Raw genomic sequence first — 15996 nt, forward strand, 5'->3', positions numbered from 1 at the left:
CCTACCATCCCTTTCCAAATCCGCAGTTCGGATAGGTACAGATTTCACATCCAAGGCAGAATCCGCCCTCTCCCAGAGATTCCAGTTCTTCTGCAGTGACCGGGTCGTCTGCTATGATCCGCGGCAGGACCAGGTCAAAAATCGTTCTTTTTGAATACATGACACATCCTGGAAGTCCCATAACCGGAATCCTGTTTTTGCCGTAATACGCCAGCAGGAACATAGCGCCCGGAAGCACCGGCGCCCCGTAGGAAACAATATCCGCGCCAGTATTCTTTATGGCCAGCGGCGTCTGGTCATCCGGATCCACACTCATGCCTCCGGTACATAAGACCATCTGGGCTCCATTGTCCAAGGCTCTGAGAATTGCCCGGGTAACCTGTTTATGGTCATCCGGGAGCACGATATGCTCTGCGATTTCAGCGCCGTATTCTTTTAATTTTTCTTCAATGACCGGTGTAAACGTATCTCTGATCCGTCCAAAATAAACCTCATTTCCCGTAGTGATCACCGCTGCCTTTTTCGGCTGATATGGAAGCAGTGACAGAATCGGGCCTTCTTTCGCAATCTGTTTTACCGGCTCCATCTTCTCTTTCTCGATCACCAAAGGGATGATTCTCGTTCCGGCCAGTTTATCTCCTTTTTTCACCGGTGTATTTCCATGACGGGATGCAATCATCATCTGTCCAAGAGAATTGATCTTTAGCAAACGTTCCTTATCCACTTTAAAAAGGCCGTCATGTTCTGCTGTCAGTTCAACCTTTCCTTCTTTTACTTCAGATCTTGCCATTCCGTCATTTTTACAGGCTCTGCATAGAATCTCAGCCGCGTCATTTTCATGGAGCATATCATCTCCTGCTTCCCATACATAAAGATGGTCTTTTCCAAGAGATAAAAGAACCGGAATATCCTCCTCCGTCACAATGTGTCCTTTTCGAAATCTTGCATCCTTGGTGACCCCACGGATGATCTGTGTAATATCATGACAGAGTACCGTCCCTGCCGCTTTTCTTGTTTCTATCAGCTTCATTGATTTCACCCTTCTATTGATTGATCGTGAATCCGTAAGATTTAAATACATCCAGAGCTTCGTCTGTCTGAAGGAATTTCACGAATTCATCTGCCGTTTCTTTGTTTTTGCTGTTCTTTAAAGATGCTACAGGATAGATGACCGGCGTTTTCAAAGCATCCTCAGGAGCTTCTGCCACTGCTTTGACGTCATCTGTGCTTGCGGCATCTGTGGCATATACAACACCGCACTCAGCGCTTCCTTTTGCCACCCAGTTTAAGACTTCTGTTACATTGGTTCCAAAACTTGCCTTGCTGTTGACATCATCCCACATATTAAGATTGGTAAACGCTTCTTTGGCGTACTGTCCCGCCGGAACGCTTTCCGGATCTCCCACTGCGATGGTTTCTGCTTTTGCCGCTGTCTCAAATGAAGTGATATCTTCATTGGCATTCTTTGCCGGAACAATGAGAACCAGTTTGTTCTCCAGCAGATCTACAACATCATCTTTGGAAATGTAATCTTCGTCCACCAGGTTATCCATCTGTTCTGTTGCCGCAGACATAAATACATCCGCTTCCATTCCCTGTTCAATCTGAGTCTGGAGTTTTCCGGAACTGTCATAAGTTCCCTCCACCTTAACATTAGAATGTTCCTTCTCAAACATAGGAATCAGCTTTTCTGTATAACATTTCTCCAGACTGGCCGCCGCCGCAATGGATAATGTTACGGATTCTTCACTGGAACTGCCATCTGAGGAACCTCCTCCGCTCTGACATCCGACAGCTCCCAGGGCCATTGCTGCAGCCAGAATTCCGGCCGTTATCACATTTTTCAGCTTTCTCATATTTATAACCTTCCTTTCTTCTGCGGGAAATCTGCATATGGCTGAATGCGTCCCTCCCTGATTGTATATTGTTTTTGACAAAGCCGCCGCACTTCCTCTGCATCGTGGCTTACCAGAATGGACGGCTTCTGAAAATCTGCAAGCATTTGGGATAATTCCTGCTGCAGTTCTTCTCGCAATTCTTCATCCAGCGCTGACAGCGGTTCATCCAGGAGAATGACCTCTGGTTCATAGGCCATAAGTCTGGCAATGGCCGTTCTCTGTTTTTGTCCGCCGGACAGCTGCCTCGGATATCTTTTTGCCAGTTCCCGGATCTGAAATCTTTCCAGCATTTCTTCCACGCGTTCTTTGATCTGCCCCTTCGGCATTTTTTTTGCCTTCAGGCCGCACTGTACATTTTCTTCCACCGTCATATTGGGAAACAAGGCGTACCCTTGAAACAGATAGCCAATCTTCCTCTTCTGGGGCGGCAGATTGATTTTTTTTCCGGAATCAAACAAAGATTTCCCATCTAGGAGAATCCGTCCCTCGTCCGGTGTTTCAATCCCCGCGATGCATTTTAACGTCATACTTTTCCCGCTTCCGGAAGGCCCCATCAGGCCGGTGCATCCATCATGGATCACAAAGTCTGCCTTTAGCGTAAATTCCTTTAAATTTTTCCGAATTCTGATCTCAAGTTCCATACAATCTCTTCTATCCTTCGCTCTGTTTTTTCTTTTCCCAAACAAGATAAACATTCATTCCGACTACCATCACAAAACAGATGGCAACGATCACCATAACATACTGATAGGCTTCATCCATATTTCCCGCAGCTGTCTCGGAATATACCGCCAGCGGAAGGGTCCGGGTCTTTCCCGGAATATTTCCCGCGATCATGGCTGTGGCGCCGAATTCACCCAGACCCCTGGCAAAAGCAAGCACACCGCCGGAAATAATTCCGGGGAGAGCGTTTGGTATCATGATTTTGAAAAAAATGCTCCATTCACTCATTCCCAGTGTCCTGGCCGCAAAAATCAGATCCTGATCGATCTGTTCCAGAGCGCCTCTGGCCGACCGGTACATAAGAGGAAATGATATCACTACTGCGGCAAGCACCGTGGCTCCCCAGGAAAAAGCGATTTTTATTCCGAAAACATCCCGAAAAAAACTTCCCACCGGGCCGTAAGAGCCAAAAATATAGAGCAGAAAGAATCCTGCCACTGTAGGCGGAAGAACCAGCGGCATTGTAAAAATGCCGTCCCACAGGATTTTAGACGCCTCTTTCTTTCGGTAAAAAACGCCCCTGGCCGCCAGCAGTCCCAGTACAAATGTGATCAGGATCGTAACCGCTGCTGTTTTCATTGATATGATAATTGGTGAAAAATCCATAGACTATTTCTCCTTACAGGCCGCTCCGCATTCGGATGCCGTGCCTCTTAAAATTCTGATTCCGTGTTCCAGGCTGTCCATGATAAATGACAAAGATTCCGCAACCGCCTTCTCGCTTCCAGGCAGATTGATGATCAGCGTCCGTCCGCGTATGACAGACACGCCGCGGGAAAGCATGGCCCGTTTGGTGATCTCCATGGATCCGGCACGGATCGCTTCGGCGATGCCGGGAGCCTGCCGGTCTGCTACTGCCAGGGTCGCCTCCGGGGTGCGGTCTCTCATAGAAAATCCGGTGCCTCCGGTGGTCAGAATCAGACTAACCTGGCGGCTGTCACTCAGGCGGATCAATTCTTTTTCGATCTTTTTCTGCTCATCCGGCAGCAGAACCTCTTCTACTACTTCATATCCGTACTCTCTGAGGATTTTAGCAGCTCTCGGACCGCTGGTATCTTTGCGCTCTCCAGCAAATCCCTTATCGCTTAATGTGATGACGGCTGCTGTCAGCGGATCATCTTCCGGCTGAGACGTGACCCGGATCTGATCGCCTACAGTAATTTCCCCTCCGGATAAGACCTCCGCAAAAATTCCTTCCCGAGGCATGATACAATCTCCCACTCTCTGATAAATCTCACAGTGGTGATGGCATTCTTTCCCAATCTGAGTGATCTTAAGCCTGGCTGTGCCGCACTCCAGAATCGTTCCCACAGGGAGCGCCGCCAGATCAATTCCTTCCAGGAGAATATTTTCTCCGAAATCACCCGGTCCGGCCATACCTCCCTTCTGATTAAATTCCTCTACTTTATCCTGACTCAGCAGGCTGACCTGCCGGTGCCATTTTCCAGCATGCGCATCCCCCTCCAGACCGTACTGTTCTTTTAATACAGCTTTTTTTACATTTTGTTTCACTGTACCCCGCTCTTTGCTGATACAGACTGCTTTTACATAACCTTTCATATTCCTCCTTTTCGTTATTCTCACTTGAGAATAACGCTTCCATGAAACAAAGCGGCTTCTCACCGCTTTGTTTCATAATTATTCTATTATCTGACATTATTATACCAATCTTTTCACAAGAGCACAAGACAAAGAAAAGCATCTTCTGATAAAAGAGTTCATCCCCCGATCCGGTACATCTTTTCATCTGATGGTTTTTCCAGAAAATGATGAGAACGCGGTTTGCAAAAAACCGCTTCCCGGATCTTCTGCGCCATTTCAGTATCCGCGGCCCCCGTCCGAATCAGATCTTTTAAAGACAGCACCGGCGGATAATACAGGCAGGATTTAAGAGATCCGTCTGACAACAGTCTGATCCGGTTGCATTCTCCGCAGAAATTATGATGTAAAGCCTCGATCAATCCCAGATACCCCTGATATCCTTCCATCTGATAATAAACCGCAGGGCCGTTTCCTATCTGGGCGTCCACCTTTTTCACACTCCATCCCTTGTCCCTGATCTCCTTTAAAATCTTTTCTCCCGTCAGTTTTGGTTCTGTGTATCTGCAGGAACCCAGGGGCATCTGCTCAATCAGCCGGACTGGGATCCTGCGTTCTTTCATGATCTGAAAAAACGGCAGCAGATCCTCCATGGTATCTTCCGGCAGAATCACTTTATTGATTTTTATCGGGATGCCTGCTTCCTCTGCGGCGCAGATCCCCTGAAGCACATCAAAAAGACAGTCTTTGCCTGTAATCTGTTCATACTTTTTCTGATCCAGAGAATCAACGCTGACATTGATGCCGTCAATCCCTGTCTGTGCCATCTGTGCCGCAAAGGATTCAAGCAGGACTCCATTGGTCGTTACGGTAACCTGGCCGGTTTTGGGAAGCGCTTTCAATTCTTTCAAAAAATCCATGATGCCCCGGCGAATCAGAGGCTCCCCTCCGGTGATTTTAAACTTCCGGATTCCCAGCTGAAGGAAAATCCGGCAGAGTTTCAGCATCTCATCACAGGTCAGGCAGTCCAAATCCGCTGCATCAACGGGTTCAGGCCGGCAGTAACGGCAGCGCAGATTGCACTGTTCGGTAACCGATATTCGTAAATAGTCAATGTTTCTGTGAAACTGGTCTTCCATCTTATGATCTCCTATTTTATCTCTCTACTGGATTTCCGATCTTGTTACATTCCTGAGCCAGATATACTTCCGGTACCGGATTGTAGTCACTGGAACTTTAATAAGTTCATCACTCATCAAAAGTACATAAACCGCCGGAACACTCCATTTCCAAACGAAAGCCGCAAGGGCTCCCAGCAGAATCGAGCATCCCCACATAGTGGAAACATCCAGGATCAGTCCAAACCTGGTATCTCCTCCCGCCCGGAAAATTCCGACGACCATTGTCGTGTTATAAGCCTGTGCAACGACAAAATACGACATAACAAGGAACATGATTTTTAAATATTCTTTGGCCTGTGCAGTCAGTGACAGAGCCGAAACGGCCAGAGGAGTCGCCGCCAGAATCAGAAGACCTCCGGCAAGTCCCATAACAACGCTCAGAACGATAAATCGTCTGGAACAGGCTTTCGCCAGTTCCATTTTCTGCTCTCCGATGGTTTTCCCCAGATAGATCGCTGTTGCATTGGAAAGTCCGAAGGCGACAACTGTTGCCAGCTGTCTTGCAACCTGAGCCACAGAATTTGCCGCGATGGCCGCGCTTCCAAGATGTCCAAGCACTGCCGTATTGGCGGAAGTTCCGAATCCCCACATAACTTCATTTAATACAACTGGTATAGAATACACCAGAAAATCCCGAATCAGAACTTTCTCTGTATGAAGCAGATAACGGGCTCTGACCCGGATCTCCCGGTTATAAAATCTGGCATACAGAAAAACCAGAAGAAGTTCCAGACATCTCGATATAAGAGTCGCCAGCGCCGCTCCCTGAATTCCCATGGCAGGGAACCCCAGCAGCCCGAAAATAAAAACAGAATTTAATATAATATTGCAGATAAGGGAACACAAATACACGACTGTCGCAATCATGACCCGCTCTACACTCCGCATAGTATAAAGGTAAACCTGCGTAATTCCGATGAGAATATAAGACCAGGCAACAATCCGAAGATATTTGACGCCCTCAGCAATCACCTGGGGATCATTGGTAAAAATCTTCATTAAAAGTCCCGGGACAGTCAGCGCTGCAATCATGAAAACGGCAGTTACCATCAGTGACGCTTTGATCCCCAGAGCAAGAATCTTTTCTATGGTCCTTCGGTCGCCTTTTCCCCAGTACTGGGCTGTCAGCACAGTAGCTCCTGAGGTCAGCCCAAACAGAAACAGGGTCATAATGTACTGGATCTGCCCTGCCAGAGAGGCGCCGGACAGGACTTTCTCTCCAACTCGTCCAAGCATGACTACATCGGTGGCGGTAACTCCTACATTGATCAGATTCTGCAAAGCCATGGGAATGACCAGGGCAAATACAGCTTTGTAAAAAGTTTTCCATTGAATTTTTGATTCTTTTTTCTTTTGTCTTTTTAACATCTTTTTCATTCCTTCTCTTTTTGTACCATTACTATTATATACAAAACCGGCAAAAAGGGAAGAAAAAAAGAAGAGAACCTGAAACACTCTCCTTCTTGACTTTGCTGTAAATCAGAATCCATTCTTTGTGCTATTTTGAATAAAAAATTCAAAGATTTATTTTATTTTGATGCGTGACGCTGTTTCATCTCTGATATTCATCCATAAAATCAATGCAGCCGGAAAAAGAAACAGACCGGTGACCCCGGCAAGTCTGGCTCCTGCAAACATGGAGATCAAAGCCGCCAGAGGGTGCAGTCCGATCTGTTTCCCGACAATCTTCGGTTCCAGAATGTTGCGGATCACAGTAATCACAACATATAATATCAGGATTCCCGCCGCCAGAGAATAGTTCCCCAGAAAACCGCTGACCGCCGCCCATGGGAGAAGAATGCCTCCCGTTCCAACAATCGGAAGAATATCAAATACCGCGATTCCAAAAGAAATCCATCCCGCATAGGGAATCCGGAGCAGCCATAAGCCTGCCCATAATTGCACAAAAGTCAAAAGCATCAGCAAAGCATAAGATTTCAGATATGCGGCAATGGTATGAAGACCGTATTTTTTCACTTTACAGCACAAATTCCATCCCTTTTCCGGAAGATTTCTCTTTAAAAACCGTATGATCTGGTCATAATCCGCGGCAATAAAATAAGTAGCAATGATCATGACAACCCACTGAATGACCAGAGCCGGAATTTTCGCCATATATCCCGGCAGACTGCGCATGATGCCGCTGGACGCCTCAGTAAAGCCCTGTCCCAGTTTCTCCAGTATCCGGTCCACAGCTTCACCGATCTGTGCCGCCGCTGCCGGATCTTTGCGAAACGCCATCTGTTCGATCCGGTCTGATACCGCTTCCACGGCCGGCGCCATTTTGTCCTGATAAAATTCAGGAAGTTTTACCAGAAAGTCTCCTGTCATCGGAAGGAATAATTTTACAGCCAGAATTACCGTTCCGATGATCAGTCCGTATCCCGCCGTGACCAGCAGAAGCATCGTATATTTCCTGGAAAGGGGCACCCAGCGGAAAAACTTCTGATGAATCCTGCTTAAAATGCACGCAATCACAGCCGCTGCCGCAAATGGCAGAAACACCGGCAGAAGATATTTTACGGTCAAAAACAAAATCAGCGCGATCGTGCCATAATACGCCATATTCATAAGAAACTGTTTCTTTCTGTCCATAAAATCCGCTCCTTCTTTTTCTTACTATTATGGACAGATTTCATCCTTTTGTATTCTTATCCGCAGATAATTTTAAACAAGAAATCCTTATATAACTTCATTAACCATCTGCAGATGCTTCCTCTCTCCGGACAGCATACAGGTCATTCAGCGGGATTTCCATGTGAACGATTGTCAATTTTCTCATATTTTTGTCAATTTTTGAGACAAGGCCTGTCATTTTTCTGTACTCTCCATGGCAGAAATAAATCACACTTACCATATCGTTTTTCCGAATCTTCTGAAATTCCCGGTCCAGTTCCTCCTGGTAGTCCGGCGCCAGCTCTTTCTTTGGCACGAGGATTTTTTCTTTTCTGCGGAGCGCCTCCGGATATCCTTTTAACGCCGCAAAGGGCATAAACTGTTTTGCCCTGTCCTGACGGCACATTTTCCTATGTTCCACTCTTATGACCTCCAATCTGCCGGTTTCTTTCCAAAGTTGTGGCTCCCTCCTGCAGATCCATTCCCCGGAACAAAGCGTTCTTCCCAAACCGGTTTTTGATCTCCAGTACGGTTTTCTGGATCCGGTATTCTCTCTCCGCTTCTTCCGCATCATAAAACAGATCATACTGGCGGCAGTCTCTGTCAGACACCCGGTTAAATGTCAGGGTGATTCTCCTGACTGGAATATGAGGATTTACAATCTGTTCATACAGACCGGAAACAGCGTCCATGATCTGCCGGGAAGAATCAGTTGCAGTTCTTAAGGAAACAGTTCCGTGGGCTGACCGGTGTTCCAGGCGGTTGCTATATCCCACATGAAGTGTGACAGATTCCGTCAGCAGATTCCCGGCGATCAGCTCCAGACAGAGGGTATCTGCCATTTCCCTTGCGATCATTCTCCCTTCTTTGAAATCATAATCACGGCTTAAGACCTGTCCGCTGGAAACAGAAGATGCCTTCGGCTGATATGTCTTAATATCTTCCATGGTAACTGTTTCCCTGCCCCAGGCATGATCGATCAAAAGTTCTGCATCGATTCCAAACATCCGATACAGCATATCCTCATTCGTGTGGGCAATATCTCTCATTGTGCGAATTCCAATCTTCTCCAGGCGGCTGGAAATCCCGGAGCCAATCCTCCAGAAATCCGTCAGCGGCCGGTGATCCCACAAACTCCTGCAGTAAGTATCCTCATCCAGCATGCCGATCCTGTCCGATGTATGTTTCCCTGTAATGTCCATGGCAATCTTTGCCAGGTAGAGGTTCGAACCAATTCCCGCAGCGGCCGGGATTCCCGTTGTTTTCAGGACATCTTCCATGATCTTTTTGCACAGTTCTTTTGCCGTTGCCTGATACAGGGAAAGATAATCCGTAACATCCATAAAAACCTCATCGATACTGTAAACATGGATATCTTCCCTGGCAATATATCGAAGATAAACAGAATAAATCTCCGCGGAATAATCAATATACAGCTGCATCCGGGGCGGCGCCATAATATAGGAAATACCTCGCGGTATCTCAAAAACCCTGCATCTTCCGGGAACTCCCATGGCCTTCATCGATGGCGATACCGCCAGACAGATGGTCTTATCGGTCCGTTCGGGATCTGCCACCACAAGATTCGTTCTCATGGGATCCAGATTCCTTTCGCGGCATTCCACCGAAGCATAAAAAGATTTCAGATCAATGCAGATATAAGTTCTTGTCTTTCCCATATCATTTTCCCTCCATAAACAGCAAACGTATGTTCTGATTTTATTTTAACAGAACATACGTTTGCTTTCAATGTTATTTTATGGAAGTATTATGGGCTTTGATAAAATCAGATGCTTCCTCCAGCGCATCTTTCGCCTGGTCAATGATTCCAGTCAGGCTGACAAAAGCATGATTCATTCCTCCATACCGAACCGCCTTTACCTGACATCCTGCGTCCTTTGCTTTTTTCGCAAAAGCTTCCACCTGGGGGCGAAGATAATCATATTCCGCGCTGATGATCAGCATATCCGGATAAATCGTATAATCCGGTGTTATAATTGGCGAAACCAATGGATCTTCTTTTGAGGCCTGATCCTGGACATACAGCTTTAAAATCTGGGGCTCAAATCCACGCAGACTCTGTGCGCAGTGGCATTCCATCTCTCTCTCTGTTCCACTGTAATCTTCCAGATTCCATTTCCATCCATGGTCTTCCATTGTAAGATCAACGACCGGATAATAAAGAATCAGTCCTTTGAAAGGCTGACGCCCGGTTTCTTCATATTCCTTCTGTGCACAGGCAATCGCCATATTGCCTCCGGCACTGTCTCCGCCTACATACATTTGTTCCCGGTCAAAAAAATATGTTTCATCTGTCCTGATTTTACGGATTACCCGCAGGCAGTCCTGAATGTTTCCCGGAAACGCTGTCTCCGGTGCCAGACGATAATCAATGTTAATGACCAGTGCCTGTGTCTGACTGCTTAAATACCGGCAGAGATTCTGAAATGCCTGTGCGCATCCTCCTACGAATCCTCCGCCATGTATGTATACGACACACGGTCTTTGCTTTTTCTCTTCCTCTGTCTGCTGATCCGGTTCGGATATCCAGACTGTCACACCTTCTATCTCTTTTTCCAGATCAGAAATTCCTTCACTGATATCCACTGACGGCTGATCCGCATTGTCCCTCATATCGCCAACAGGCTCTCCCATGACATAATATGGATTTCCTGTAGTTTTTGGCGGTCTGCTGTTACGAAATTCTACAAGTTTCTGATCCAGGTACCCGATGCCTTCCGGATCTGGTACCGGCTTATATAAAACAAACGATTCTTTTTTCGTCTGACTCAATGAAATACCCCCTGTCCTTTTTAAAATAAATGTGTTTCTCCTCCTTTGATCCGATGAATTTCTCCATCAACGCAAAGCCATACATCGTTTGAACCAGGATTATAAACACCCTGCATATCCGCAAAATAGATGAGATTTTCTGCGCATTTCATATAATCATAAATTTCAATGTTCGAAGCATACCAGATATCATCCCTGCCTCCGGCTTTCCGGGCAAATTCTTCTATCAGATCCCAGTTTTCATCCCGGTCGAATTCATAGCTGTGTCCCCAGACATAAAACAGCATCAGTCTCTGATCATATTCTGTATGAAGAAATTGATCCAAATGTTCCATCAGCCGGTCATTATGATGACAGGTTGGATTCCATGCGTAAAAATCATCAGGGAGATCAAAACGATGGGTGCTCCTTGTCGTCCTTCCATACACAATTCCGCAGTTTTGCAGAAGGCCGTGCAGCTTTTGACCGTGCACCCCATTCGGATAAGAAAATCCCCGGACCGGATATCCGCTGATTTCCTCCAGGATTCTCCGGTCTGACAGGATTTCTCTGATATTTTCTTCTCCCGGCATTCTTGTCATCGTAGGATGTGTGCTTGTATGTGATGCAATTTCATGGCCGCGGTACAGACTGACCGCTTCCTCTTTTGTAATATAAGGAAGACTGTGTCCTTCTTTTTCTCCCAGATATCCGGAATTCAAATGAAAGGTTCCTTTGATTCCATTTTGATTGAGAATATCAACCAGCCTTCGGTCTGTAATTTTACCGTCATCATAACTAAGGGTTAACACCTTATAATTTCCTTCTGGAAAACAGATATAGATTCGTCTCATGCTGCTGTCTCCTTTTCTATGATTTTTTTCAGGACAGGCACGGCTTCTTCTGATATCACATCCCCCGCAAGAGCATTCAGATGCAGATGATCTCCGATATCATATGCCGCATCCAGACAGGAAGCGTCAAACCGGCTGCGCACACAGGCATCAACATCCAGAAAATACGGCATCTGCCGGATCCAATGGTTTACTTGCTGCCGGACTTCTTCCCGCTGTCCATCTTCTATCTCATTATACCCTAAGAATGGAGAAATCGTTGCAGGAAGTGGAATGCTTCCGTTCTTTTCTGTCATGCAGCACAGTTTTTTTAATCCGCCGATCAGTTCCTCTGCCGTTACAGTTTCACTGATCGGGGATCCGTTCCCTGGATGGACCAGATCATTGACGCCCTCCGCGATCAATACAATGTCCGGATGACAGGATGAAAATACATCTGTTTCGAACCGCCGGATCCCGGCTTTTCCAAAAATCGGATTCAGATTGGAAGAAGAATGATTGTCATAAAGTACGCGGTTCCCTGATATTCCTTCATTGTACAAAAGCCAGCCCGGCATGGATTCCGCAAACCTCCTTTGCAGCGCTCCTGCCCAGTATCCCTGCTGTACGATGGAATCCCCAAACGCTGCCAGGATCACAGGTTTTTCACGACTGGCAACCTCAATGCTTCTGATTCCAAAGACAACATGCGGACTGAAATTTCTTGCTGCTGCGCGGCTGATCTTGGCTGCTTTTACTCTGCCTTTTTTTTCAAAAAACATAACATTTCCTATGTTATCACTGTGGAATCCACAGCATCCGCTGATATGACATTCTCCGGGAAACGTCATTTTGACAGTCACCAGTTCTCCGGCTTTTACCGGCAGGAGAACCGGATCTGTCATGCATTCCTCCCCCGGAGACAGAATCATCCCAGGAGAAGAATGAATGGTCATTGTACGGACAATGTCCGCTTTTTCGTTTGTAAAAGAATTTACAGGTTCTTCCGATACCATCACCTGAAGATTGGAAATCGGCAGCGGCTCCTTCCCATATAAATTGGAAAGCCGGATCCGGATGCTTTCTCCATCGAGGTTGTTTCGAAATGTCATCTGCTGCGTCAAATCTGACGCAGATGCTCCGATTGGAGCATAATCCTGTACATGGCATCTCCAGACAGGATACCATCTTCTTCTGTCCTGCATCGATCCGTTTATACTTTTCTGCATTTATGCCACATCCAATCCTTTTTTCTGTCTTGCTTTTCCAATCAGCAGCGTGGAAACAAAGGCAAGAACAAAGGCAAGCGCCATACAGAAATAATGCTGAGGCCAGAACTGTGCCGGAATGATCGTAAATGCCAGCGGTCCGCTTGGTCCAAGGGATACTGCATAAATCTTAAATATCATAATCAAAATACCTGCTACTCCGGAACTTAAGATAGAACAGATAAATGGATATTTTGCGGCGATGGTCACACCAAACATAGATGGTTCTGTAACTCCCAGAAGGGCTGCGGTTCCGGCAGAAATTGCGATTCCTTTCTGGTTCTTACTCTTCATAAGTCTTGACATTGCAAGAACGGCTCCTGCTTCTGATACACAGGTAATCGTGATAATAGAAAGCATATAACTTTGCTGGGTTGCTGCAACCAGCTGGATATTTAATGCGATAAACGCATGGTGCATTCCTGTGACAACCAGCGGCTCCCACAAAACTCCAAAGAGGAATCCCGCAAGAATCGGTACTTTATCAAAGGCAAATACGATTGCATCGGTAATCCATGTTGCTACCTGATTCATTGCCGGTCCGATGAAAAGGAATGTTAAAAATGATGTTACAAAAATAGCGATCGGAGCAACGAAAATCAGCTGAACAGAATTCGGCAGATGTTTTTTCAGCCATTTTTCCAGGATAACCAGAACCCATGCTGCAACGAGCGCCGGCAGGACAGAATTCTGATAACCAATTTTCAGGATATCAATTCCGAAAATATTCCAGTACTGAGGTTCAATGGCTCCGGAAATTACAGAAGACATCTGAGATCCCGGTATCAGATCCCCATTGATCAGGACAAGTCCAAGAAGAACACCCAGCATAGGGCTTCCGCCAAAACGTTTAACGGCAGACCATGCTACCAGTACAGGAATATATGTAAACGCAGTATTAGCAACCATTGTGATCATGTCCGCCAGTCCGGCAATGGCAGGATACATTACAACAAGAGATTCTTTTCCGAAAATTCCTGCATTAGTTAAAATATTGCTGATTCCAAGAAGCAGACCTGCTCCTACGATAGCCGGAAGAATCGGATAGAACACATCAGAAAACAGCTTCAGGGCTTTCTGCAGCGGATTCATAGCCTTATCTTCCACATCTTTCAATTCGCTGCTGTCAGCTTCTTTGGCGCCGGTCTCCGCTAATACAAGATCATATACCTGATCTACCAGTCCAGGCCCGATAATGACCTGATACTGACCTTTGACAGAGAAACATCCTTTGACCAGGGAATTTTCTTTCAGCGCTTTTTCATTGATCAGAGACTCATCTTTTAAGACAAAACGAAGTCTTGTAACACAATGTGTCAGCAGAGAAATGTTATCTTTTCCACCTACATTTTGAATGATATCTAAAATATCGTTCTGATTGATTTTCATTTTAATCTCCTCCAGAATTGTTTTTTTGTTCGGTACCGTTTACAATTCAAATTATATATGTTTAAACATATTTGTCAACGCCTTTTTGTGTTTTTGTTAAGAAACCACAAAAAATCTCCACGATTTTTGTGAAAAATGCAAATATAACGATTCGATTCTGGTTTCCGTCTAACAATTTTCCCGTTTCTAATATTTTTATGTTTAAACATATAATTTTATTGCAACCACATTTCCTCTGTTGTAAAATAAGATTGTCCAAAAAGTAAGGAGAACTTGTTTATGCCAAAGATTAAATTTGATCAGATTTATGAAACATTAAAAGATAACATTATAAATAACCGGTATCCGGAACATATGCTGCCAAGAGAAGTAGAACTGGCAGAAGAATTTCACTGCAGCCGCAATACGATCCACCGGGCAATCGCCCAGTTAAACAACGAAGGATATGTTCAAAGCATCAAAGGCCGTGGAACTGTCATCCTGCAGTCTCTTCCTATCCAGAATGACCGCTTCTTTCTGAATCTGAGAAGCTACGGAAGTATTCCGGCCATCACTCAGTACCATAAAGCTGATGTAACGACCAGTGTCATGTCTTTCCAGGAGATAACGGTTGATGAAAAATTAAGTGCAGTTACAGGATTTGATCCCGGAACAGAAGTATATTATATCCAGAGGCTTCGATATCTGGATAACAAGCCGCTTCTTCGCGATGTCAATTATTTCCGCAAAGATGTGGTAACCGGTCTTAATGTAAGCATTGCTCAAAGTTCAATTTACGACTACATTACCGATACCCTGCATAAAAAGATCCTGGCTGCAAGACGTATTGTACGAATCAAAAAAGCCGAGGAAAAAGATAAAGATTATCTTTCCCTCGGCGATTACGACTGCGTTGGCGTAATTTATAACTATGTATATATCAGCGACGGAACTCTGTTTGAATATACAGAATCTCATTTCGTTCCGGATAATTTCGGATTCTCAGAATTTGTACAGTACTAAGGCAGACGGCCTTCCAGATATTTTCTCAGTTCTTCCAGCGCTTTTTCATAGCGTCTGGACTTCAGTTTCGGGAAAGCCTTCAGGAGTCTCCGGTTCATTCTGGAAGGCTTCTGAAGCAGTGCTCTGTATTTTTCTTTCAGTTCTTTTAATTTTTCCTGCTTTTCTCTGCCCTCCATCATGTTTTGATAAATATTTTCTCCGATCTGATCGGAAATTTTTTTCAGCTCTTCTGCAACAGCCTCCATCCGTTCCAGGCGGCGGTTCAGCCGGAAGATGCCTGTAACAGTCACATACAGATCAATCCCCAGGGCCAGAACGAAAACTGTCAGGAACAGACTCCCGATCCATACCGGAATCCAGGAAATGCCAAGCCGGATCAGCGGATGCAGAAAACGCACTACGATCACACAGGCAATGCCCCATACCGCAGAGAAAAGCGGACAGACATATCCGCCGATATTCAGCGGCATATTCGAATAATCCCACCATCTGTGATGGAAAATCTTCTCCAGGCAAAAACCGGTCACCCATTCCAGAAATGTTACCAGCACTGTTGACGCCAGGTATAAAAGAATGAGACTGCCTTTGCAAAAATCCAGAGCCGTCACGATCAGTGTGACTCCGACTCCGTAAATAGGACAGATCGGACCATTTAAAAAACCCCGGTTCACAAATTTCCCCTGCCGGACAGCCGCAAAAGCAACCTCGGCGCACCATCCGGCAAAACCATAGAAAAAGAAACTGCATAAAATATCATAAACCGACATAAAGCCTC

General features: G+C 45.7%; 16 protein-coding genes. 1 reads left to right on the top strand and 15 read right to left on the bottom strand.

What is annotated here, in order from left to right; all coding sequences use genetic code 11:
* Nucleotide 1: 1 nt before the first annotated feature.
* The 14 genes from JMF81_RS07995 to JMF81_RS08060 all read right to left on the bottom strand — a co-directional run bounded on the left by JMF81_RS07995 (nt 2) and on the right by JMF81_RS08060 (nt 14219).
* Nucleotides 2-1030, bottom strand: coding sequence for a molybdopterin-binding protein (locus JMF81_RS07995; RefSeq protein ID WP_201310929.1), 1029 nt, complete (start codon nt 1028-1030; stop codon nt 2-4).
* A 13-nt stretch (nt 1031-1043) separates the two neighbouring features.
* Nucleotides 1044-1856, bottom strand: coding sequence for a molybdate ABC transporter substrate-binding protein (modA, locus tag JMF81_RS08000; protein ID WP_201310930.1), 813 nt, complete (start codon nt 1854-1856; stop codon nt 1044-1046).
* 2 nt (nt 1857-1858) lie between these two features.
* A complete protein-coding gene (locus tag JMF81_RS08005; protein ID WP_201310931.1) occupies nt 1859-2539 on the bottom strand; it encodes a sulfate/molybdate ABC transporter ATP-binding protein in 681 nt (226 codons plus the stop codon).
* 10 nt (nt 2540-2549) lie between these two features.
* Nucleotides 2550-3227 (bottom strand): molybdate ABC transporter permease subunit, encoded by a 678-nt coding sequence (gene modB / locus JMF81_RS08010; RefSeq protein ID WP_201310932.1) that lies wholly within the window; start codon nt 3225-3227, stop codon nt 2550-2552.
* Nucleotides 3228-3230: 3 nt separating this feature from the next.
* Complete coding sequence (locus JMF81_RS08015; protein WP_201310933.1) at nt 3231-4181, bottom strand: MOSC domain-containing protein; 951 nt, start codon at nt 4179-4181, stop codon at nt 3231-3233.
* A gap of 158 nt (nt 4182-4339) precedes the next feature.
* Nucleotides 4340-5299 (bottom strand): GTP 3',8-cyclase MoaA, encoded by a 960-nt coding sequence (moaA, locus tag JMF81_RS08020; protein WP_201310934.1) that lies wholly within the window; start codon nt 5297-5299, stop codon nt 4340-4342.
* A 24-nt stretch (nt 5300-5323) separates the two neighbouring features.
* Entirely contained in the window at nt 5324-6709 is a 1386-nt protein-coding gene (locus JMF81_RS08025; protein ID WP_201310935.1) for an MATE family efflux transporter, read from the bottom strand.
* 156 nt (nt 6710-6865) lie between these two features.
* Complete coding sequence (gene ytvI, locus JMF81_RS08030) at nt 6866-7936, bottom strand: sporulation integral membrane protein YtvI (protein ID WP_201310936.1); 1071 nt, start codon at nt 7934-7936, stop codon at nt 6866-6868.
* Between the two features lie 100 nt (nt 7937-8036).
* Entirely contained in the window at nt 8037-8378 is a 342-nt protein-coding gene (locus JMF81_RS08035) for a YolD-like family protein (RefSeq protein ID WP_243282583.1), read from the bottom strand.
* A complete protein-coding gene (locus JMF81_RS08040) occupies nt 8368-9636 on the bottom strand; it encodes a Y-family DNA polymerase (protein ID WP_201310937.1) in 1269 nt (422 codons plus the stop codon). The genes JMF81_RS08035 and JMF81_RS08040 overlap by 11 nt, the downstream gene beginning before the upstream one ends.
* Nucleotides 9637-9709: 73 nt before the next feature.
* Nucleotides 9710-10750, bottom strand: coding sequence for an alpha/beta hydrolase (locus JMF81_RS08045; protein ID WP_201310938.1), 1041 nt, complete (start codon nt 10748-10750; stop codon nt 9710-9712).
* 20 nt (nt 10751-10770) lie between these two features.
* On the bottom strand, nt 10771-11583 hold the full coding sequence (locus JMF81_RS08050; protein ID WP_201310939.1) for a polysaccharide deacetylase family protein: 813 nt from the start codon (nt 11581-11583) through the stop codon (nt 10771-10773).
* Complete coding sequence (locus tag JMF81_RS08055) at nt 11580-12791, bottom strand: GDSL-type esterase/lipase family protein (protein ID WP_201310940.1); 1212 nt, start codon at nt 12789-12791, stop codon at nt 11580-11582. The genes JMF81_RS08050 and JMF81_RS08055 overlap by 4 nt, the downstream gene beginning before the upstream one ends.
* Nucleotides 12792-14219 (bottom strand): PTS transporter subunit EIIC, encoded by a 1428-nt coding sequence (locus tag JMF81_RS08060; RefSeq protein ID WP_201310941.1) that lies wholly within the window; start codon nt 14217-14219, stop codon nt 12792-12794.
* Between the two features lie 279 nt (nt 14220-14498).
* On the opposite strand from JMF81_RS08060, the gene JMF81_RS08065 reads away from it, so the two are divergent.
* Nucleotides 14499-15221 carry a GntR family transcriptional regulator gene (locus JMF81_RS08065; protein ID WP_201310942.1) on the top strand — a complete coding sequence of 241 codons (723 nt, stop codon included), beginning with the start codon at nt 14499-14501 and terminating at the stop codon, nt 15219-15221.
* Here JMF81_RS08065 and JMF81_RS08070 read toward each other — a convergent pair.
* A complete protein-coding gene (locus JMF81_RS08070) occupies nt 15218-15988 on the bottom strand; it encodes a putative ABC transporter permease (protein WP_201310943.1) in 771 nt (256 codons plus the stop codon). The two genes, JMF81_RS08065 and JMF81_RS08070, sit on opposite strands and share 4 nt — an antisense overlap.
* Nucleotides 15989-15996: the final 8 nt, after the last annotated feature.

Source organism: Anaerostipes butyraticus (assembly GCF_016586355.1).
GTDB classification, from domain to species: domain Bacteria; phylum Bacillota; class Clostridia; order Lachnospirales; family Lachnospiraceae; genus Anaerostipes; species Anaerostipes butyraticus.